Here is a 20,868-nt window from a genome sequence, read left to right as displayed (position 1 = left end):
TGACCATGAGCTATGAGGACCCGTACCTGATCGTCTCCTCCGACTGCCACGCCGGGCTTCCCACCGAGGAGTACCGGCCCTATCTCGACCCCCGCTTCCACCGGGACTTCGACGACTTCCTGGCGGGACGCGAGGCCCGCCGGGAGGCCATGACCCGGCTCGGGGTGCGCAACGAGGCCTTCGCCGACCGGTGGTTCAGCGACAACGAGGAGGGCCTGCGCGGCGGCTGGGACCCCGCGCAGCGCATCAAGGAGCTCGACGGCGACGGGGTGGCCGGCGAGGTCGTCTTCCCCGACGCGGACGCCGTCGACAGCCGGACCGCCGCCCCCTTCGGCGTCGGCCTCGGCCTCTCCGGGGACCAGGACCCGCAGCTCGGCATGGCGGGCGCGAAGGCGCACAACCGCTGGCTCGCCGAGTTCGTCTCCGCGAACCCGCACCGCCACCGCGGGGTCGCCCTGCTGCCCGTCACCGCCGACGTCCGCGAGGTCGTCGCCGAGGTCCACCGGGCCAAGGAGTCCGGGCTCGGCGCGCTCATGATCCCCTCCATGTGGGTGGACAAGGCCCCCTACCACGACCGGCGTTACGACCCGGTGTGGGCGGCGGCCGCCGAGACCGGCATGCCGGTCGTCACCCACTCCGGGGCCGCGCCCCGCGAGGAGTACGGCGACCACCTCGGGATCTACGTCTCCGAGGTCACCTGGTGGCCCGCCAGGCCGCTGTGGTTCCTCCTCTGGTCGGGCGTCTTCGAGCGCCACCCCGGCCTGCGGTTCGGGGTCGCCGAGTCCGGCTGCTGGTGGCTGCCGAACCTGCTCTGGTTCATGGACCGCCTCTACCTCGGCGCGCACGGTGGGAAGAAGCTGTCCCCGTTCGCCGAGCTGAAGCGCCCGCCGAGCGCATACCTGGACCGGCAGGTCTTCGTCTGCGCCACCAACACCAAGCGGCGCGAGCTCGCGCAGCGGTACGAGATCGGCGTCGACAACATCCTGTGGGGCTCGGACTTCCCGCACCCGGAGGGCACCTGGCCCGACACGCGCGCCTGGCTGCGGAGGACCTTCCACGACATCCCCGTCGGGGAGACCCGGCGGATGCTGGGCCTCGCCGCCGCCGAGGTCTTCGGATTCGACGTCCCCGCGCTGGAGCCGATCGCCCGCCGGATCGGCCCCGCCCCCGCCGACCTGGGCCAGCCCGCCGACCAGGCCGCCGTCGAGGCCTCCTGGGCCCGCTCGAGGGAAGTCGGCCGGCACTGGCTCACCGACCACGAGTTCCCCGTCCTGGGGGTGAACCCGTGACCGACCGCTACACCGTCGTCTCCGCCGACTGCCACGCCGGCGCCGACCTCCTCGACTACCGGCCCTACCTGGAGAAGAGGCACCACGACGCCTTCGACGCCTGGGCGGCCGGCTACGTCAACCCCTACGAGGACCTCCTCGCCGACACCGCCGACCGCAACTGGAACTCGCGGCGCAGGCTGCGCGAGCTGGAGGCGGACGGCATCGTCGCCGAGGTCGTCTTCCCCAACACCATCCCGCCCTTCTTCCCCAAGGCCTCCCTGATGGCCCAGCCGCCCACCCGCGCCGAGTACGAGCTGCGCTGGGCCGGGCTCCAGGCGCACAACCGCTGGCTGGCCGACTTCTGCGCGGACGCCCCGGGACGCAGGGCGGGCGTCGCCCAGATCCTGCTGAACGACGTGGACGCGGCGGTCGCGGAGATCCGCCGCGCCCGCGAGGCCGGACTGACCGGCGGCATCCTGCTGCCCGGCGTCCCGCCGGGCTCGCCCGTCCCCGAGCTGTACTCCGAGGCGTACGACCCGATCTGGGCCGTCTGCGCCGAGCTCGACGTGCCGGTCAACCACCACGGCGGCTCCGCCTCGCCGCCCCTCGGCGACGAACCGGCCGCCCGGGCGGTCTTCATGGTGGAGACCACCTGGTTCTCCCACCGGGCCCTGTGGCACCTGGTCTTCGGCGGGGCCTTCCGGCGCCACCCGGGGCTCAAGCTGGTCCTGACCGAGCAGGGCTCGGGCTGGATCCCGGGCGTGCTCGACATGCTGGAGTACTACCACCGGCGCCTGGTGTCGGCCGCGACGCGGGCCGCCACCGCCGAGTCCAAGTTCGGCGCCGGGCTCGCCGAATCGATGGGCAGGGGCCCGAAGGAGGTCTGGCGGGACAACTGCTTCGTCGGCGCCAGCTTCATGCGCCCCCACGAGGTGCCGCTGCGCGACCGGATCGGCCTCGACAAGATCATGTGGGGCAGCGACTACCCGCACGACGAGGGCACCACCCCGTACTCCCGCGAAGGCCTCCGCATCGCCTACGCGGGACTGCCCCGGGAGGAGGTCGCCGCCATGGTCGGCGGGAACGCCGCCCGCGTCTACGGCTTCGACCTCGCCCTCCTCGACCGGCTCGCCGCCGTCCACGGCCCGACCGTCGAGGAGATCGCCCAGCCCCTGAAGGAGGTCCCCGAGGGCGCCACCAGTCCCGCCTTCGCCCCGGGCGGGTCGGTCCGCGTGTGGTGACGCGGCGGGTGCGACCCTCCTGGAGTGACTGAAGCCCCCGCACACGACGAGGCCCACGGCGGCGGCCTCGGCACCCGTCTCAACTGGCTCCGGGCCGCCGTGCTCGGAGCCAACGACGGCGTCGTCTCCACCGCCGGCCTCGTCGTCGGCGTCGCCGGCGCCACCGAGTCCCGGGACGCCCTGCTCACGGCGGGCCTGGCCGGACTCCTCGCGGGCTCGATGTCGATGGCGGCGGGGGAGTACGTCTCGGTCTCCACCCAGCGCGACTCGGAGAAGGCCGCGCTGGCCCAGGAGAAGCGCGAGCTGCGCGAGGACCCGGAGGCGGAGCTGGCCGAACTGACCGACCTGCTCGCCGCCCGCGGCCTCTCCCGGGAGGTGGCCCGCGAGGCGGCCGAACAGCTCACCGCCCGCGACGCTCTGCGCGCCCACGCCCGCGTCGAGCTGGGCATCGACCCCGACGCCCTCACCAACCCCTGGCACGCGGCCGGCGCCAGCTTCCTCGCCTTCACCGTCGGCGCCCTGCTCCCGCTGCTCGCGATCGTCCTCCCACCCGCCTCAGCCCGTCTCTGGGTCACGGTCCTCTCCGTCCTCGCCGCCCTCACCCTCACCGGCTGGTGGAGCGCCCGCCTCGGCAGCGCCCCGGCGGGCCCGGCGATCCTCCGGAACGCGGCGGGCGGCGCCCTGGCGATGGCGGTGACGTACGGCGCGGGCTCGCTGCTGGGGGCGGCGGGGGTCTAGACGAGCCGGAGGCGGTCGGGCGGAAACAGCTCCGTGCCGAGGAGATCGGCATCCGAGTTCGCTGTGAGGGTGAGCCCCGTCCGGTCCGCGAGTGGCGTGAGGTCGATCGGTCTCCCGCCCTGCCGGGTGCACTGCCAGAGTCGGACATGACCGATCGAGGGATGGTCGCGCAGGGGTGCGAGATCGGGGATGTCACACCGGGACAGATACAGGTCGTGCAACTCGCCCAGGCCGGCAAACGACGCGAAGTCGGGGACGGCGATCTCGATGAGTTGCAGAGTGGTGAGTTTCGGGGGAGTGCGCAGGGCGAGGAGCTGGTCGGTCTGTGTTCGGCCCTGCAGGACGAGGCTGTCGAGCAGCGGCCAGCGCTCGATGCCGCTCAGGTCGAGGTAGCGCGCCTGCGGCCAGAGGCCGAGGTGCCTCAGGCTGGGGTTGAGGGGAAGGTCGTCCAGCCGTTCCGCCAGCAGCGGCAGCGCCAGAGTGAAGGACGAGAGGTCCGGCATGTCGCGCAGCGGCTCGATGGACAGCTCGGGGTGCAGATCGTACAGAGAGAGCGTCTCCAGGCCCGGGCGGGCGAGCGGGGAGAGATCCTTCAGCATCCAGCATCGGCTGAGCCCGACCGACGTGAGCGAGGAGAAGCGCCGCAGCGGGGAGAGATCGGTGAGTGAGGCGTTCTCGTAGACGAAGACGCGCCGCAGGTCGTCGAGTACGTGCAGGGCGGACAGATCGACGTCGAGGTTTGCGAGGCGAACACCCCGCGTGCTCGGCAGGAGACGCAGGGATGTGAGCTGCTCCCGGGACTGTACGTTGAGGGAGACCACGCCCCACGTGCTTGCCGCCAGGACTTCCCGTGCGTAGCGCTCGGTCTCGAACGCACCCCAGGCCTCGGACACCTCGATGTTCACGACTGACCGCTCGTCCCCCCGGAAGCGCGCCACCACCTCGAACGCCGCGTCCCCCGTCACCAGCGCCGCCGTGCGGACCACCGCCGCCGCGCCGTCGGCGTCCAGGTCCTCCGGGCCGGGCAGCAGCTCCAGGACGAGCTCGCCCGCCTTCGCCAGGTCCTCCGCGTCCTTCACGGAGCGCGGCGGGATCAGTTCGCGTGCCCGGCGCTCCACCTCCGCCCGCACCCCCGGCTCCAGTTCCGGCGCGTGCTCCAGGCAGGCCGCCGCGAGCAGCACCAGGCGCCCGCGCAGCCGGGGGGCGCGCTCCGCGCGGCGGAGCAGCTGCTTGAGGAGGCGGCCGCGCTCCTCAAGGCGGGCGTGGCCGACGGCCATCTGCACCACGTCGTCCCAGGTGTCGTCGTGGGCGTTCTTGACGAGGACCCCGAAGTCGCGCGCCTCCACCGCCGCCTTGGCGCCCAGGTAGTCCTGGAAGGTGCGGTGCACGAACCCCACCGAGCCCGGCGCCGGTTCCCGCAGCAGACCGCTGCGGATCAGCAGATGGGCGAAGACCTGTTCCCGCGTCCCCCGGACCTGTGGCATCGCGGCCAGCCACTCCCCGACCATCTCCTCGGCCTCGTCGCGGTCGGCCTCCACCTGCCCGTTGCGGATGAGCCAGTACGCCAGCCGCTGGAGCAGGGCCGTCTGCTCCTCCCGGGTCAGACCGACACCCTCGACCCCGCAGATCTCCCGCTCCGTGTCGCGCCGCACGAGCAGCATGTCGAGCGCGGCGTCGTACAACTCCTTGCGCGCTCGCGGAAGCTGCATCCGGCGGTCGCGGTTCAGCGCGCACAGCAGGGCGCACATCAGCGGGTTGGTGGCGAGCCGGCCGAGGTCACGGCGCGTACCGACGGCCTGCCGGAGGGCGCTCTCGTAGGTGGTGAGATCCGCGTCCTCCTCCGGGGCCTCCAGGCGCGCGGCCTCGTGCCAGTGCGCGACGAAGGCGCGGATCCCGTTCCGGTCCATCGGGAGCAGGGTGTGCGGGGCGAAGCCCTGCCGCGAGAGCCAGGACTCGGGGACGGCCGAGGGCCGGGTCGTCACGACGTACCTGGCCTGCGGGAAGGCCGTCACGAGGCCCCTCAGCCAGGTCTCGGTCCGCTGTCGGAGCCGGACCGGCACCTCGTCCACGCCGTCGACGAGGACGAGCGCCCGGCCGCGCGTGAGCAGGTCCTCCGCCCAGCCGGCCGGAGGGCTCAGGGGCACGCCCGTCGCCCTGAGGAAGTCCTCGGGCAGGGGCAGGGCGTCCGCCGACGTGAAGGCGCGCAGCCGCAGGACGAACGGCACACAGCGGTTCCAGTCGGCGAGGTCCCCCTCGAAGGAGCGCCGGGCGGCGTTGAGGGCCAGCCATTGGACGAGCGTGCTCTTGCCGGATCCGGCGGGGCCGTGCAGGAGCAGCCGGTCCGTCGTCGTGAGCGCCACCTCGGTGCTCACGGTGGCCGGTCCCGTGCGGGAGAGTCCGTGGACGGCCTCGTGACCGCCGCTCACCGCGAGCGTGATGTACGCGGTGTCGAGCGGCCACTCCCGGGCCGAGCGTCCGAGGGTGAGGCCGAACAGTTCGAGACGCCCGTGCGTCTGGGCCACGTACCGCGCGTAGCGCTCCTCGAAGGCGAGGGCCGCCGCCTCGGGGCGCGGCCGCTCGGCGATCAGGGACTCCACGGCATCGCGGGTCCGGTCGGCCGCGCGCACCTGCTCCACGGCGGCGCGCGCGGGGAAGGACGGCTCGGCCGTGAGCTGCTCGACGAGGTGGGCGCAGCACAGTCCGAGCAGGTCGTCGTAGAGCTCGAGGGTCCGTCCGGACAGTCCCCGGTCCGGGGAGCGCAGCGCGTCGCGCAGCCGGGCGGGGTCCAGGCCGGCGGCGAACAGCCGGTCCGTGTCGATCGGGCCCGCCGCTGCGAAGGCGTCCCGCACCCCTTCGATCGCGGCGAGCCGGTCGTGCTCGGGCAGGGCGCCGTACCGCTCCGCGAGCCGTCCGCCCAGCACCTTCGCCAGGCGGTCGGGCTTCGCCGGCCGGGGGACGGGGCGGAGCGGGGAGGGGACGAGCCCGGCTCCCTTCCGCGGGGCGACGGCGGACCGCGCGATCGCCCCCACCGCTGTCCCCGCCAGGCGCAGCAGTACAACTTCAAGACCCTGCAACGGAGTTCCTCCCCCTCGCTCGTCGCCCCCTGTGATCGTAGGGCGTACGGGCTTGTCGGAAGGTGCCAAAGCTTGCTGACAAGTCGTCTCGCTTACTTGTAAGTAATCACGTCTAGTCGCGTCCGCCCCTCCGCCTCTACCGTCGTCGGCATGCCGCACCTGCCCGATGTCGTGCTCTGGTCCATCCCCGCGTTCGTCCTGCTCACCGTCCTGGAGATGATCAGCGTCCGGATCCATCCCGACGAGGACGCCGCCGGGTACGGGGCCAAGGACGCCGCCACCAGCATGGGCATGGGTCTTGGCAGCCTCGTCGTCGACCCGCTCTGGAAGATCCCCGTCGTCGCGATCTACGCCGCGGTCCACGAGCTGACGCCGCTCCGCGTCCCCCTCCTCTGGTGGACCGTCCCGCTCATGCTGCTCGCGCAGGACTTCTGCTACTACTGGCAGCACCGCGGACACCACGTCGTCCGGATCCTGTGGGCCAGCCACGTCGTCCACCACAGCAGCCGCAAGTTCAACCTCAGCACCGCGCTGCGCCAGCCGTGGACCGGCTTCACCAGCTGGCCGTTCTACCTGCCGATGATCCTGCTCGGAGTCCATCCGGCCGCCGTCGCCTTCTGCTCCTCAATCAACCTCGTCTACCAGTTCTGGATCCACACCGAGCGCATCGACCGGCTGCCGCGCCCCTTCGAGTACGTCCTCAACACCCCCTCGCACCACCGCGTCCACCACGCCTCCCAGGGCGGCTACCTGGACCGGAACTTCGGCGGCATCCTCATCCTCTGGGACCGGGTCTTCGGCTCCTGGGCGGGCGAGACCGAGCGGCCCGTCTACGGACTCACCAAGAACATCGAGACGTACAACCCGCTCCGCGTCGCCACCCACGAGTACGCCGCCATCGCCCGCGAGCTGCGCGCCGCGCACGGCTGGCGCGAGCGGGCCGGACGGGTCTTCCGCGGGCCCGGCTGGCAGCCCGCGCCGCGGGTCACCACCGCCGTCCCCGCCGTCCCCGAGGTCACCGCGTGAAGACCTCCTCCCGCGTCCTGCTCGCCTGCTTCGCGCTCGTCTCCGCCGTCGACCTGGTCTCCCTGCTCGCCGGCGCCGAGCCCGGCCACCTGCTCGCCAAACCGCTCCTGATGCCGCTGCTGGCCGCGTACGCCGTCAGCCGCGGCGCCCCGGGGCTCCTGACCGCCGCGCTCCTCCTCGGCTGGGCCGGCGACCTCCTCCTGCTCTCCGAGGCCGACGGTGCCTTCCTCGCCGGCATGGGCTGCTTCGCCGCCGGCCACGTCTGCTATCTGGTCCTCTTCGGCCGCCGGCCCACGTCTCCGGCGCTCGGGGCCCTCTACGCCGTCGCGCTCACCGGCACCGTCCTCCTCCTCTGGCCCGACCTCCCCGCCGCGCTGCGGATCCCCGTCGCCGGATACTCCCTGCTGCTCACCGCGATGGCCTACCGCTCCAGCGCCCTCGGGCGCACGGCCGGGACCGGCGGCGCGCTGTTCCTGCTGTCCGACACCCTCATCGCCACCGGGATCGCCGACTGGCCCCGGCTGCCGTCCTCCGACTTCTGGGTCATGCTGACGTACATCGCGGCGCAGTACCTCCTGACCGCGGGCACGCTCCACGCGATGTACGGTGAACGTCGTACAACCGTCTGACAGCAAGGACCGCCCCCCATGCGCGCCACCACCATCCACGCCCCGTTCGACATGCGCGTGGAGGACGTGCCCGACCCGGTGATCCAGGAACCCACGGACGTCGTCCTGCGCGTCCTGCGCGCCTGCATCTGCGGCAGCGACCTCTGGGCCTACCGCGGCGAGGCCGCCCGGCAGCCCGGCCAGCGCATCGGCCACGAGTTCCTCGGCATCGTCGAGGCCGCCGGCTCCGACGTCACCGGCTTCGCCGCCGGAGACCTCGTCGTCGCCCCCTTCGTCTGGTCCGACGGCAGCTGCGCGTACTGCGCCGAGGGTCTCCAGACCTCCTGCCCCCGTGGCGGCTTCTGGGGCTCCGTCGGCTCCGACGGCGGCCAGGGCGAGGCCGTCCGGGTCCCCTTCGCCGACGGCACCCTCGTCAAGCTGCCCGCCGAGGCGGCCGGTGACGACCGCCTGCTCACCGCGCTGCTCGCCCTCTCCGACGTCCTCGGCACCGGCCACCACGCGGCGCTCGGCGCGGGCGTGAAGCCCGGCTCGACCGTCGCCGTCGTCGGCGACGGAGCCGTCGGCCTCTGCGGCGTCCTCGCCGCCAAGCGCCTCGGCGCCGAGCGGATCATCGCGCTGGGCCGCCACACCGCCCGGACCGACATCGCCCGCGCCTTCGGCGCCACCGACGTCGTCGCCGAGCGCGGCGAGGCCGCCGAGGCCGCCGTCCGCGAGCTCACCGGCGGCCAGGGCGCGCACGGCGTCATCGAGGCCGTCGGCACCGAGCAGTCCATGCGCACGGCCGTCGCGATCGCCCGCGACGGCGGCTCCATCGGCTACGTCGGCGTTCCGCACGGCAGCGGCACCGGCCTCGACCTCTCGGTCATGTTCGACCGCAACATCGCGCTGCGCGGCGGCGTCGCCCCCGTGCGCGCGTACATCCCCGAGCTCCTTCCGGACGTCCTGTCCGGCGCGATCGACCCGTCGCCGGTCTTCGACCTGACGGTCGGCCTCGACGGCGTCCCCTCCGGATACCGGGCCATGGACGAGCGCACCGCCCTGAAGGTGCTGGTCAAGCCGTAGCGCGGAAGCCCGGCCGGCCCCTCCGCGAAGGGGCCGGCCGGGCGCCGCTCACTCCCCGGCCCACTCCGGCGCGTCCGCCCCCGCGACGCCCGGCGGCCGGGACCAGTCCGCCGGGCCGCCCTCGTACGACACCGGCGACAGCGCGTGCCGCAGGTGTCCCAGCGGGCCCCGCGACTCCGTGACGTACCGCTCCGGCTCGTACCTCGGCAGGGTGTGCGTCAGCCAGTGGCCCGTCTGGGCGAGCGCCAGCCGGACCAGCCGGCTGCCGCCCTCCGCGCGCTGCTCCGTCAGCGACCGCAGCACCGCCGCCGCGAGCAGGTACCCCGTCCCGTGGTCCAGCGCCTGCGCGGGCAGCGCCCCGGGCTCCTCGGCCGAGCCCTCCGTCACCGCGATCCCCGTCGCCACCTGCACCAGGGAGTCGAAGCCGCGCCGCCCGCCCCACGGCCCGTAGTCGCCCCAGGCGGAGAGCCGGGCGGTCACCAGACCGGGGCGGCCGAGGCCGAACCGGTCGAGCGCGCCCGGCCGGTAGCCGGTGACCAGCACGTCGGCGGCGTCGAGGAGCTCGTCGAAGGTGCGCCGGTCCGAGGGCCGGTCCAGGTCGAGCGCGGAGGTCCGCTTGCCGACGCCCGCGTCCGCGTGCTGGTCCGGCAGCTCGGGGTTGCCCGGCGGGTCGATCCGCAGCACGTCCGCGCCGAGCAGCGCGAGGGTCCTGGTCGCGACCGGCCCGGCGATCACCCGGGTCAGGTCCAGGACCCGCAGCGGACCCGTCCGGCCCCGGGCCGGCGCCTCGTCGAGGCGCTCCCGCGTGAGGAGCGGGCGCGCCGCCACCTCCCGGCCCTGCTCGCCCGCAGCCCACTCCCCGGGCGTGCGCAGGGCGACGGCCAGGCCCCCGGCCGCGTACACCGCCGTCTCGGTCTCGGCGGCCGGGCGCTCGCCGATCGCCGCCGCGACCGCCTCCACCGTGTCGGGGACGCCCAGCGCCGCGAGCAACGCGGCCTTGTGGTGAGGGTAGTTGGCGTGCGTACGGACCCAGCCGTCGGCCGTCCGCCAGAACCGTGACAGGGGAGCGAAGCTGACCGGCGCCCGCCCGTCGACCCGCAGATGACGTTCGCTGACGAAGGCGGTGGCGACCGCGCCGTCGTCGACCCGCACCGGTCCCGGGAGTCCCGCGTGCTCCACCGCGGCGAGCGAGCAGGCCGCGACCGCGCCGCGCGCCAGGTCCATCACCGGCAGCCGCGCGGGCAGCAGCCCGGACACCCCGCCGAACTCCACGCGGTCGACGAGGGCGGGATCGCCGCCCAGGGCCGACCACAGCAACTCCGTACCCGTGCGCACTGTGTTGTCCATGCGCGCAGTGTGGCACCCGGTGCCATGCGAAGGGCCCCGGCGTGGCGCACCACACCGGGGCCCTCACCGGACCGCGCGGACTACCGGCGGACGGCGTCGAGCGCGTCGATCAGACCGGCCCCGTAGAAGCCGTTCTTGTGCTTGCCGCCCTCGCAGACGGCGTCGACGGTGCCGTCGCCGTTGATGTCGTACGGGTTCGTGCAGGCGCGGTCGTCGGCCTGCGCGTACAGCAGCGCCTTCAGCGTCGCCGGACCCGCCCAGGGGTGCGTCGACTTGATGAGCGCGAGGACGCCCGCCGCGTGCGGCGAGGCCATCGACGTACCGGCCTTGTAGTTGTAGCCGCCGTTGACCGTGGTCGACAGGATGCGGCCGTTGACCGCCGGGGCGTCCGGCGTCTGGTACTCGGTGCGGTCACCGCCGGGGGCGGCGACGTCGATCACGCCGAGACCGTAGTTGGAGTAGGACGCCTTGAGGTCCTTGGCGCCGGTCGCGGAGACCGTCACGACGCCCGGCAGCTGGGCCGGGTAGTCGAAGCACTCCTTCGGGTCGATGACCCGGTCGCCCGGCGTGGTGTCGTTCGGGCTGCTGTTGTCGACGATCGAGTCGGCGGCGAGGTCGAAGGACGAGTTGCCGGCCGCGGCGACGTTGACCGTGCCCCGGCGCTCCGCGTAGCGGGTCGCCCGGGTGACCGCCTCGATGAGGGCCTTCTGGTCCGCGTCGTTCTTGCAGGCGAACATCCACGGGTCGGTGTAGTAGCTGTTGTTCGTGATGTCGACGCCGTGCTCGGCCGCCCACACGAAGCCGCAGACGACGGCCTCGGTGTAGAAGAAGCCGTCCGGGGTGGACACCTTGATGCCCGCGAGCTTCACGCCCGGCGCGACACCGGTCACGCCGATGCCGTTCTTCGCGGCGCCGATGGTGCCCGCGACGTGCGTGCCGTGGTCGCTCTCGCCCGGGTTCGGACGCCACGAGCCGGGGGTCGTGTCCGGCTTGCCGGAGACGCAGTTGGCGGACGCGGCGGCGTTGAAGTTCGGCGCCAGGTCCGGGTGGGTGTCGTCCACGCCGGTGTCGATGATGCCGACGGTGACCCGCTTGCTGCCGAGCGTCTTCTGGTGGGCCTTGTCGGCCTTGATCGCCGGGAGGTCCCACTGAAGGGGCTCCAGCGGGTCCTGCTCGTCCGTCGCGCGGGCGGCGGCGGCCTTCGCCTCGGCCGGGGACAGGGCCTGCGCGCCCTCGTCGACCGCGTCGTCGGACTGCACGGAGAGCGGGGCGGTCCGGGTCGAACCGGCCGACACGACGCCACGCGCCGTGCGGATCGTCTTCGCGAACTCGGGGTTCTGCGAGTGGACGACGATCACGCCTATCTGGTCGTACGAGATGACCACCTCGCCACCGGCGGCGGCGATCGCCTTCTTCACCGAGGCGGCGGTCCAGCGTCCCCCCTCGACGTTGACGACGTACGAGAGCTTCGGGCCGTTCGTCACCACGGTCGCCGGAGCGTCGCTCAGCTCCGCGGCGGACGCGGCGCCGGGGGCGAGGAAGCCGAGCGAGGCCGTGAGCGCGAGACCGACCGGCAGAGCGAGAGCTCGGCCGCGCCTCGATCCCAGATGAGCCATGGGTTCTCCACATCATCCGTATGTACTGTCCCCGCGCGGGTTTGCGCGTGGGCAGGTGCATGACGAGTGAAGCTATCGCTGATCTTCCCGAACCTTCAATGAGTTGAGAAGACTTCATGAAGATATGTTCAAAGAAATCCACGGGATGAACCGCTTCGCTTCCCGCTCCGTGCCGTTGGTCAGGGGAGGGCTCCGCCAGGCGCCCCCGCCTCCCCGCACCGTGGTGAGGCCCCCTTGACCACGCCGCCCGCCCCAGCGTCACGAGGAGATTCCGTGGCTACCGAAGCACCGCCGCCGCCCAGAGACGGCACGGAGACCGACCGCGGTCCCGCGTCGCCCACCACGGAGCAGTTCATCGAGGTCCAGGAGAGCGCGGAGTTCGGCGAACTGCGCCGCGCCCACCGCTCCTTCGCCTTCCCGCTCACCCTGGCCTTCATCGCCTGGTACCTGCTCTACGTGCTGCTCTCCAACTACGCGGGCGGCTTCATGGGCACCAAGCTCTTCGGCAACATCAACGTGGCGCTCGTGCTCGGGCTCGGCCAGTTCCTCACCACCTTCCTCATCGCCTGGCTCTACTCGCGGCACGCGGCACGCCGCCTCGACCCCAGGGCCGAGGCCATCAGAACCCGTATGGAGGGCGACGCATGAGCACCCCCGTCCTGCTCGCGGCGGGCAACGCCACCACCGAGCACCGGCCCCTGATCATCGCCCTGTTCGGGGCCTTCGTCGTCGCCACCCTCGCCATCACCGTCTGGGCCGGCCGCCAGACCAGGAGCGCCGCCGACTTCTACGCCGGCGGACGCCAGTTCACCGGCTTCCAGAACGGCCTGGCGATCTCCGGCGACTACATGTCCGCCGCGTCCTTCCTCGGCATCGCCGGAGCCATCGCCCTCTTCGGCTACGACGGTTTCCTGTACTCGATCGGCTTCCTCGTCGCCTGGCTGGTCGCCCTGCTCCTGGTCGCCGAACCCCTGCGCAACTCCGGCCGGTTCACCATGGGCGACGTCCTCGCCTACCGGATGCGCCAGCGCCCCGTCCGCACCGCCGCCGGCACCTCGACCATCGTCGTCTCGATCTTCTACCTGCTCGCGCAGATGGCGGGCGCCGGCGTCCTCGTCTCGCTGCTCCTCGGCATCACCAGCGACGGCGGCAAGATCGCGATCGTCGCCCTGGTCGGCCTCCTCATGATCGTGTACGTGACGATCGGCGGCATGAAGGGCACCACCTGGGTGCAGATGGTCAAGGCGGTCCTGCTCATCGCGGGCACGCTCCTGATCACCTTCCTCATCCTCCTCAAGTTCCACTTCAACATCTCGGAGCTGCTCGGCGCCGCCGCCACCAACAGCGGCAAGGGCTCGGCCTTCCTGGAGCCCGGCCTCAAGTACGGCGCGACCGCCACCTCGAAGCTGGACTTCCTGTCGCTCGGCATCGCGCTCGTCCTCGGCACGGCCGGTCTGCCCCACATCCTCATCCGCTTCTACACGGTGCCGACGGCCAAGGCCGCCCGCAAATCCGTGAACTGGGCCATCGGCATCATCGGCGCCTTCTACCTGATGACGATCGTCCTGGGCTTCGGCGCCGCCGCCCTCCTGAAGAACACCGACATCGTCGCCTCCAACAAGGCCGGCAACACGGCCGCCCCGCTCGCGGCCCTGGAGATCGGCGGCGGCGCCGGCTCCACCGGCGGCGCGATCCTCCTCGCCGTCATCTCCGCCGTCGCCTTCGCGACCATCCTCGCCGTCGTCGCCGGCCTCACCCTGGCGTCCTCGTCGTCCTTCGCGCACGACATCTACGCCAACGTCATCCGGCGCGGAAAGGCCACGGAGAAGGAGGAGGTGCGGGCCGCCCGCTGGGCCACCGTCCTCATCGGCATCGTCTCGATCGCGCTCGGCGCCCTCGCCCGCGACCTCAACGTCGCCGGTCTGGTCGCCCTCGCCTTCGCGGTCGCCGCCTCGGCCAACCTGCCGACGCTCCTCTACTCCCTCTTCTGGAAGCGGTTCACCACCCGGGGCGCCCTCTGGTCGATCTACGGCGGTCTGGTCTCCGCCGTCGTCCTCGTGCTCTTCTCGCCGGTCGTCTCCGGCAAGCCCACGTCGATGTTCAAGACCGTGGACTTCTACTGGTTCCCGCTGGAGAACCCCGGCATCGTCTCCATCCCGCTCGGCTTCCTGCTCGGCTGGCTGGGTTCCGTCCTCTCGAAGGACACCCCGGACCGGGGCAAGTACGCGGAACTGGAGGTCAAATCCCTCACCGGAGTGGGCGCCCACTGACCGGAGCGCACCGGACCGTTCACGTTCCGCGACCATCCGGAGGCCGCGTCGTAGAGTTCTACGACGCGGCCTCGCCGGTCCTCGTGACAATCTGCCCTGCTCGTTGTCCGCGCCCTCACGTAGGCTCGAAGCACACGCATCCGGAATCCGGGGAGGGGGCCCACAGTGCTCATCGACACATACGGCCGAGTGGCCACTGACCTGCGCGTCTCACTGACCGACCGGTGCAATCTGCGCTGCACGTACTGCATGCCGGAGGAGGGCCTCCAGTGGCTCGCCAAGCCGGACCTGCTCACCGACGACGAGATCGTCCGCCTGATCCGCATCGCGGTCACCGACCTCGGCGTCACCGAGGTCCGCTTCACCGGCGGCGAGCCGCTGCTCCGCCCCGGCCTCGTCGGGATCGTCGAGCGCTGCGCCGCCCTGGAGCCCCGCCCCCGCATGTCCCTCACGACCAACGGCATCGGGCTCAAGCGCACCGCCGCCGCCCTCGAGGCGGCCGGCCTGGACCGGGTCAACGTCTCCCTGGACACCCTGCGGCCCGAGGTCTTCAAGACCCTCACCCGCCGCGACCGCCACCAGGACGTCCTCGACGGCATGGCCGCCGCCCGCGAGGCCGGCCTCACCCCGGTCAAGGTGAACGCCGTCCTGATGCCCGGGCTCAACGCCGACGAGGCCCCCGACCTGCTCGCCTGGGCGGTCGAGGAGGGCTACGAGCTCCGCTTCATCGAGCAGATGCCGCTGGACGCCCAGCACGGCTGGAAGCGCGACGGCATGATCACCGCCGGTGACATCCTGGAGTCGCTGCGGACCCGCTTCACCCTGACGCCGGAGGGCTCCGACGAGCGCGGCTCGGCGCCCGCCGAGCGCTGGGTGGTCGACGGCGGACCCCACACCGTCGGTGTGATCGCCTCCGTCACCCGCCCGTTCTGCCGGGCCTGCGACCGCACCCGGCTCACCGCCGACGGACAGGTCCGCACCTGTCTCTTCGCCACCGAGGAGACGGACCTCCGCGCGGTCCTGCGCTCGGACGCCCCGGACGAGGCCGTCGCGGAGCTCTGGAAGAAGGCCATGTGGGGCAAGAAGGCGGGCTCGGGTCTCGACGACCCGAGCTTCCTCCAGCCCGACCGCCCGATGTCAGCGATCGGCGGCTGAGTCCCAGTCGGCCAGCGGGACGACATCCTTCAGGAAGCCCCGTACCCCCAGGAACTGGGAGAGGTGCTCGCGGTGCTCCTCGCACGCGAGCCAGGTCTTGCGCCGCTCGGGCGTGTGCAGCTTCGGGTTGTTCCACGCCAGCACCCAGACGGCGTCGGCGCGGCACCCCTTGGCGGAACAGATCGGCTTGTCTTCGCTCACGGGACCATTGATCACCGGATCATTGTGCGGCAACAGCGATGCCGGGCAGCCACGGGGGGAGCTGCCCGGCATCGGTCCGTCGCTCCGACGGGGGATGCGGAGCGCGTAGGCAGTATGTCACGGCACATGGGGTGCGGTGCACTGGATCGTCATGATTGATCTGAGCTTCCCTTGAGGTTCGGTGCGTCGAGCGCGGGGCGCACCGGAGCCGGGACGAACGTGGAGGGAAGGGACGGAGCCGACTCGCGTCCCGCGTTGGCGATCACCACCGCGACGTACGGCAGCAGGATGCCCAGGCCCAGCGCCACGAAGGCCACGTGCCGCTCGACGTTCCACAGGACCGCCGCGGCGATCACGGAGAGTGTCCGCACGGTCATCGAGATGACGTAGCGCCGCTGTCGTCCCCGGACGTCGTCGGCGAGTCCCTGCCGGGCCCCCGTGATCCGGAAGACCTCGTCTCCACCACGCTTCGGCATCGCCGTTCACCACCACCGGTCGCGCCGGACCCACCCCGGTCCGGACCTCGCTCCACCGTACGCCCGCCCGGCCCGGCCGACGAGACCGGGGCACGTACGGCGCTGTCCGACATGCGGCGTATGGCGGATGGGCCGAGACTGGGCGCACACGCGCACTAGGAGGCGACGATGAGTTGGTTGTGGGCGATCATCGTGGGATTCGTCCTCGGTCTGATCGCGAAGGCGATCCTGCCCGGCAAGCAGCAGATCCCGCTGTGGCTGACGACCGTGTTCGGCATTCTCGGCAGCGTGCTCGGCAACGCGGTCGCGACCTGGATCGGAGTCAACGACACCAAGGGGATCGACTGGACCCGACACCTGCTCCAGCTGATCGGCGCCGTCGCCGTCGTCGGCGTGGGCGACATGCTGTGGGCCTCGATCAGGGGCAACAAACAGCGCGCCTGAGCACGACGGGAGGCCCGGCGGGCGCATCGCGCGCCCGCCGGGCCTCCCGTCGTGAACCCGCTACGCGCCGGCGAACTCGATCGCCGCCAGGTTCTTCTTGCCGCGCCGCAGCACCAGCCAGCGGCCGTGCAGCAGCTCCTCCGCCGACACCTCGGCGTCCTCGGCGGTCACCTTCACGTTGTTCACGTAGGCACCGCCCTCCTTCACCGTGCGGCGCGCCGCCGACTTGCTCGCCACGAGACCGACCTCGGCGAACAGGTCCACGACCTGGCCCAGCTCGGACACGCGCGCGTGCGGCAGCTCGGACAGCGCGGCGGCGAGCGTCGGACCGTCCAGCTCGGCCAGGTCGCCCTGACCGAAGAGCGCCTTGGACGCGCCGATGACGGCCGCGCACTGGTCGGCGCCGTGCACCAGGGTGGTGAGCTCCTCCGCGAGCGCCCGCTGGGCGGCCCGCGCCTGCGGCCGCTCGGCGGTCTGCGCCTCCAGCTCCTCCAGCTCCTCGCGGGGCTTGAAGGACAGGATCCGCATGTACGTCGAGATGTCCCGGTCGTCCACGTTCAGCCAGAACTGGTAGAACGCGTACGGCGTGGTCATCTCCGGGTCGAGCCAGACGGCCCCGCCCTCGGTCTTGCCGAACTTGGTGCCGTCCGCCTTGACCATCAGCGGGGTCGCCAGCGCGTGCGCCTCCGCCCCCGGCTCCAGGCGGTGGATCAGGTCGAGGCCGGCCACCAGGTTGCCCCACTGGTCCGAGCCGCCCTGCTGGAGCGTGCAGCCGTAGCGCCGGTACAGCTCCAGGAAGTCCATGCCCTGGAGCAGCTGGTAGCTGAACTCGGTGTAGCTGATGCCCTGCTCGGACTCCAGGCGCCGGGCGACGGAGTCCTTGGTCAGCATCTTGTTGACCCGGAAGTGCTTGCCGATGTCCCGCAGGAACTCGATCGCCGACAGCCCGGCGGTCCAGTCCAGGTTGTTCACCATGACCGCCGCGTTCTCCCCCTCGAAGGAGAGGAAGGGCTCGATCTGCGAGCGCAGCCGGTTCACCCAGTTCGCGACCGTCTCGGGGTCGTTCAGGGTGCGCTCGGCCGTCGGCCGGGGGTCACCGATCTGCCCGGTGGCCCCGCCGACCAGCGCCAGCGGCCGGTGCCCGGCCTGCTGGAGCCGGCGGACGGTGAGCACCTGGACCAGGTGGCCGACGTGGAGACTGGCCGCGGTCGGGTCGAAACCGCAATAGAACGTGACGGGACCGTCCGCGAGAGCCTTGCGCAGTGCGTCCTCATCGGTGGACTGGGCGAACAGCCCGCGCCACTTCAGCTCGTCGACGATGTCCGTCACGATCGTCCGTCTCCTCAGAAAGTTGTCTGTCGTACGACGGCCCAGTCTAGGCGGGTCAGACCCCCTTGCTGACCGAGCTCATGTTGAAGTCCGGCACCCGCAGGGCGGGCATCGCGGCCCGGGTGAACCAGTCGCTCCACTCGCGCGGCAGCGTCTTCTCCGTCCGGCCCGCCTCCGAGGCCCGCGACAGCAGGTCCACCGGCGACTCGTTGAACCGGAAGTTGTTCACCTCGCCGACCACCTCGCCGTTCTCGACGAGGTAGACGCCGTCCCGGGTCAGCCCGGTCAGCAGCAGCGTCGCCGGGTCGACCTCACGGATGTACCAGAGGCAGGTCAGCAGCAGACCGCGCTCCGTCGAGGCGACCATCTCCTCCAGGGAGCGCTCGCCGCCGCCGTCCAGGATCAGGTTCCCCGCTCCCGGAGCCACGGGCAAGCGAGTGAGCCCCGCCGTGTGCCGGGTGGTGATCAGGTGCGCCAGGGCGCCGTCCTTCACCCAGTCGACCGGGGCGACCGGCAGCCCGTTGTCGAAGACGGAGGAGTCGTCGCCGGACGCGTGCGCGATCACGAACGGCGCGGACTCCAGACCCGGCTCGTTCGGGTTGCTGCGCAGCGTGAGCGGCAGCGGCGAGAGCGTCTCGCCGAGCCGGGTGCCGCCGCCGGGCTTGGAGAAGACCGTACGGCCCTCCACCGCGTCCCGGGCCGTCGAGGACCACAGCTGGTAGATCAGCAGGTCGGCCACGGCGGTCGGCGGCAGCAGCGTCTCGTACCGGCCGGCGGGCAGCTCGATCCTCCGCTCGGCCCAGCCGAGGCGGGTCGCCAGCTCGGCGTCGAGCGCCGCCGGGTCGACGTCCTTGAAGTCCCGGGTGGAGCGGCCCGCCCAGGCCGACCGCGAGCGGTCGGGGGACTTGGCGTTGAGCTCCAGGGTCCCGTTCGGCTGGTCGTGGCGCAGCCGCAGTCCCGTCGACGTCCCCAGGTAGGTGGAGGTCAGCTCGTGGTGGGCGAAGCCGTACAGCTCCCGGCCGCCGGCCCGCGCGCGGGCGAAGGCCTCGCCGAGGGCCGGGGCGAAGTCGGTGAAGACCGCGGACGAGGTCTCCGCCGGGGCGTCCGTGAAGTCGGGCGACACGGGCACGCCCGTCACCAGCGGCTGCGCGTCCTCGGCGGGCCCGGCGGCGCGCGCCGCGGCCTCGGCGGCCCGGACCAGGGGCTCCAGGTCGTCGACGGTCACGGCGGACCGCGACACGACACCGGAGGCGGTGCCCTGGGCGCCGTCGACGGTCGCGATCACGGTGAGCGTCCGGCCCCGGGTCACCCCGTTCGTGGTGAGCGCGTTCCCCGCCCAGCGGAGGTTGGCCGAGGACTCCTCGTCGGCGATGACGACACACCCGTCGGCGCGGGACAGCTCAAGGGCCCGCTCGACGATCTCGTACGGCTTGCTGACGCGGCTCATCGACCGGCCTCCTGCGTCGTGTTCAGGATGTTGACGCCCCGGAAGAGGGCGGAGGGGCAGCCGTGCGAGACGGCGGCGACCTGGCCCGGCTGGGCCTTGCCGCAGTTGAAGGCGCCGCCCAGCACGTACGTCTGCGGGCCGCCGACCTGCTCCATCGAGCCCCAGAAGTCCGTGGTCGTCGCCTGGTACGCCACGTCCCGCAGCTGACCGGCGAGCCGGCCGTTCTCGATGCGGAAGAACCGCTGGCCGGTGAACTGGAAGTTGTAGCGCTGCATGTCGATCGACCAGGAGCGGTCGCCGACGACGTAGATGCCGCGCTCGACGCCCCCGATCAGGTCCTCCGTCGACAGACCGCCCGGGTCCGGCTGGAGCGAGACGTTCGCCATCCGCTGCACCGGCACGTGCGCGGGGGAGTCGGCGAAGGCACAGCCGTTCGACCGGCCCAGACCGGTGAGCTTCGCGATCCGCCGGTCCAGCTGGTAGCCGACGAGCGTGCCGTCCTTCACCAGGTCCCAGCTCTGCGCCTCGACGCCCTCGTCGTCGAAGCCGACGGTGGCGAGCCCGTGCTCGGCGGTCCGGTCACCCGTCACGTTCATGATCGAGGAGCCGTACGCCAGCTTGCCCAGCTGGTCGAAGGTGGCGAACGAGGTGCCCGCGTACGCCGCCTCGTAGCCGAGCGCCCGGTCCAGCTCGGTGGCGTGCCCGATGGACTCGTGGATCGTCAGCCACAGGTTCGACGGGTCCACGACCAGGTCGTACCGGCCCGCCTCCACGCTCGGCGCCCGCATCTTCTCGGCGAGCAGCCCCGGGATCTCGTCGAGCTCCTTGTCCCAGTCCCATCCGGTCCCCGTCAGGTACTCCCAGCCCCGCCCGACCGGCGGCGCGATGGTCCGCATCGAGTCGAACTCGCCGGTCGTCTCGTCCACGGCGACCGCCGTGAGCTGCGGGTGCAGCCGGACGCGCTGCTGGGTGGTCACGGTGCCCGCCGTGTCCGCGTAGAACTTGTTCTCGTGGACGGTCAGCAGCGAGGCGTCCACGTGCGCCACGCCCGCCGCCCCGAGCAGCCGCGCGCTCCAGTCGGCCAGCAGCGCGCTCTTCTCCTCGGCCGGCACCGAGAACGGGTCGATCTCGTACGAGGAGACCCAGGTCCGCTCCGGGTGCACCGGCTCCTCGGCCAGCTCCACGCGCTCGGCCGACCCGGCCGCCGCGATCACCTTCGCGGACAGCTTGGCCATGGCCACGGCCTGCGAGGCGACCCGCGCGGCCCCGTCCATGGTCAGGTCGACGCCCGACGCGAAGCCCCAGGCGCCGCCGTGCACCACCCGCACCGCGTAACCGAGGTCCGTGGTGTCCGAGGAACCGGACGGTTTGGCGTCGCGCAGCCGCCACGAGGCGCTGCGCACCCGCTCCAGGCGGAAGTCGGCGTGCTCGGCACCGAGCGCGCGCGCTCGGGCGAGCGCCGCGTCGGCGAGCGCCCGCAACGGCAGCGCGACGAACGAAGGGTCGATCTGATGGACCACGAGCGGCCTCGCTCTCGGCGAT

The 20,868-nt window shown here is 72.4% G+C and carries 18 protein-coding genes; 10 read left to right on the top strand and 8 right to left on the bottom strand.

Annotation, left to right across the window (positions count from 1 at the left end; translation table 11 throughout):
* The first annotated feature begins 5 nt into the window (after window positions 1-5).
* From ACFYXU_RS06995 to ACFYXU_RS06985, 3 genes are read left to right on the top strand one after another with little or no spacing between them, the layout of a single operon-like run.
* Complete coding sequence (locus ACFYXU_RS06995; RefSeq protein WP_389457562.1) at window positions 6-1,289, top strand: amidohydrolase family protein; 1,284 nt, start codon at window positions 6-8, stop codon at window positions 1,287-1,289.
* Entirely contained in the window at window positions 1,286-2,512 is a 1,227-nt protein-coding gene (locus ACFYXU_RS06990; protein ID WP_329856380.1) for an amidohydrolase family protein, read from the top strand. The genes ACFYXU_RS06995 and ACFYXU_RS06990 overlap by 4 nt, the downstream gene beginning before the upstream one ends.
* 24 nt (window positions 2,513-2,536) lie before the next feature.
* Window positions 2,537-3,250 carry a VIT family protein gene (locus ACFYXU_RS06985; protein WP_329856379.1) on the top strand — a complete coding sequence of 238 codons (714 nt, stop codon included), beginning with the start codon at window positions 2,537-2,539 and terminating at the stop codon, window positions 3,248-3,250.
* Here ACFYXU_RS06985 and ACFYXU_RS06980 read toward each other — a convergent pair.
* Window positions 3,247-6,324 (bottom strand): NACHT domain-containing protein, encoded by a 3,078-nt coding sequence (locus tag ACFYXU_RS06980; protein WP_389456801.1) that lies wholly within the window; start codon window positions 6,322-6,324, stop codon window positions 3,247-3,249. The genes ACFYXU_RS06985 and ACFYXU_RS06980 overlap by 4 nt on opposite strands.
* Before the next feature lie 150 nt (window positions 6,325-6,474).
* On the opposite strand from ACFYXU_RS06980, the gene ACFYXU_RS06975 reads away from it, so the two are divergent.
* Genes ACFYXU_RS06975 through ACFYXU_RS06965 form a run of 3 tightly spaced genes read left to right on the top strand, consistent with a single transcriptional unit; the run spans window position 6,475 to window position 9,041 of the window.
* Window positions 6,475-7,350, top strand: coding sequence for a sterol desaturase family protein (locus tag ACFYXU_RS06975; RefSeq protein ID WP_389456799.1), 876 nt, complete (start codon window positions 6,475-6,477; stop codon window positions 7,348-7,350).
* Window positions 7,347-7,979 (top strand): lysoplasmalogenase, encoded by a 633-nt coding sequence (locus tag ACFYXU_RS06970; RefSeq protein WP_389456797.1) that lies wholly within the window; start codon window positions 7,347-7,349, stop codon window positions 7,977-7,979. The genes ACFYXU_RS06975 and ACFYXU_RS06970 overlap by 4 nt, the downstream gene beginning before the upstream one ends.
* Before the next feature lie 18 nt (window positions 7,980-7,997).
* Entirely contained in the window at window positions 7,998-9,041 is a 1,044-nt protein-coding gene (locus ACFYXU_RS06965; RefSeq protein WP_389456795.1) for a zinc-dependent alcohol dehydrogenase family protein, read from the top strand.
* Window positions 9,042-9,089: 48 nt separating this feature from the next.
* Here the strand turns inward: ACFYXU_RS06965 and ACFYXU_RS06960 are convergent, their stop codons facing one another.
* On the bottom strand, window positions 9,090-10,388 hold the full coding sequence (locus ACFYXU_RS06960) for a CoA transferase (protein WP_389456793.1): 1,299 nt from the start codon (window positions 10,386-10,388) through the stop codon (window positions 9,090-9,092).
* Window positions 10,389-10,468: 80 nt separating this feature from the next.
* Entirely contained in the window at window positions 10,469-12,004 is a 1,536-nt protein-coding gene (locus tag ACFYXU_RS06955) for a S8 family serine peptidase (RefSeq protein WP_329856372.1), read from the bottom strand.
* A gap of 273 nt (window positions 12,005-12,277) precedes the next feature.
* Between ACFYXU_RS06955 and ACFYXU_RS06950 the strand changes: the two genes are divergently transcribed.
* The 3 genes from ACFYXU_RS06950 to moaA all read left to right on the top strand — a co-directional run bounded on the left by ACFYXU_RS06950 (window position 12,278) and on the right by moaA (window position 15,429).
* A complete protein-coding gene (locus ACFYXU_RS06950; protein ID WP_329856371.1) occupies window positions 12,278-12,652 on the top strand; it encodes a DUF485 domain-containing protein in 375 nt (124 codons plus the stop codon).
* On the top strand, window positions 12,649-14,274 hold the full coding sequence (locus tag ACFYXU_RS06945) for a cation acetate symporter (protein WP_361399616.1): 1,626 nt from the start codon (window positions 12,649-12,651) through the stop codon (window positions 14,272-14,274). Before ACFYXU_RS06950 ends, ACFYXU_RS06945 begins: the two co-directional genes overlap by 4 nt.
* A 165-nt stretch (window positions 14,275-14,439) precedes the next feature.
* Complete coding sequence (gene moaA, locus ACFYXU_RS06940; RefSeq protein WP_376508863.1) at window positions 14,440-15,429, top strand: GTP 3',8-cyclase MoaA; 990 nt, start codon at window positions 14,440-14,442, stop codon at window positions 15,427-15,429.
* Here moaA and ACFYXU_RS06935 read toward each other — a convergent pair.
* Both ACFYXU_RS06935 and ACFYXU_RS06930 read right to left on the bottom strand, forming a co-directional pair.
* The gene (locus ACFYXU_RS06935; protein ID WP_329856368.1) at window positions 15,412-15,630 is read right to left on the bottom strand and encodes a hypothetical protein; all 219 of its coding nucleotides are present in this window, start codon (window positions 15,628-15,630) and stop codon (window positions 15,412-15,414) included. The genes moaA and ACFYXU_RS06935 overlap by 18 nt on opposite strands.
* A gap of 149 nt (window positions 15,631-15,779) precedes the next feature.
* On the bottom strand, window positions 15,780-16,106 hold the full coding sequence (locus ACFYXU_RS06930) for a DUF3099 domain-containing protein (protein WP_376508865.1): 327 nt from the start codon (window positions 16,104-16,106) through the stop codon (window positions 15,780-15,782).
* Window positions 16,107-16,274: 168 nt separating this feature from the next.
* Between ACFYXU_RS06930 and ACFYXU_RS06925 the strand changes: the two genes are divergently transcribed.
* Complete coding sequence (locus tag ACFYXU_RS06925) at window positions 16,275-16,550, top strand: GlsB/YeaQ/YmgE family stress response membrane protein (protein WP_329856366.1); 276 nt, start codon at window positions 16,275-16,277, stop codon at window positions 16,548-16,550.
* A gap of 60 nt (window positions 16,551-16,610) precedes the next feature.
* On the opposite strand, the gene tyrS is transcribed toward ACFYXU_RS06925, so the two are convergent.
* The 3 genes from tyrS to ACFYXU_RS06910 are packed head-to-tail and all read right to left on the bottom strand — an operon-like array spanning window position 16,611 to window position 20,846.
* Window positions 16,611-17,879 (bottom strand): tyrosine--tRNA ligase, encoded by a 1,269-nt coding sequence (tyrS, locus tag ACFYXU_RS06920; protein WP_329856365.1) that lies wholly within the window; start codon window positions 17,877-17,879, stop codon window positions 16,611-16,613.
* A gap of 55 nt (window positions 17,880-17,934) precedes the next feature.
* Window positions 17,935-19,326, bottom strand: a complete 1,392-nt coding sequence (locus ACFYXU_RS06915) for a metallopeptidase TldD-related protein (RefSeq protein WP_389456790.1) — start codon at window positions 19,324-19,326, stop codon at window positions 17,935-17,937.
* Window positions 19,323-20,846, bottom strand: coding sequence for a TldD/PmbA family protein (locus ACFYXU_RS06910; protein ID WP_361399607.1), 1,524 nt, complete (start codon window positions 20,844-20,846; stop codon window positions 19,323-19,325). Before ACFYXU_RS06910 ends, ACFYXU_RS06915 begins: the two co-directional genes overlap by 4 nt.
* Between the last annotated feature and the right edge of the window lie 22 nt (window positions 20,847-20,868).

Source organism: Streptomyces sp. NPDC002232, assembly GCF_042890295.1.
In the GTDB taxonomy this organism is placed as follows: Bacteria; Actinomycetota; Actinomycetes; order Streptomycetales; family Streptomycetaceae; genus Streptomyces.
Note: the sequence above shows the minus strand (reverse complement) of the source record. Positions and strands in the feature narration are given on the sequence as shown.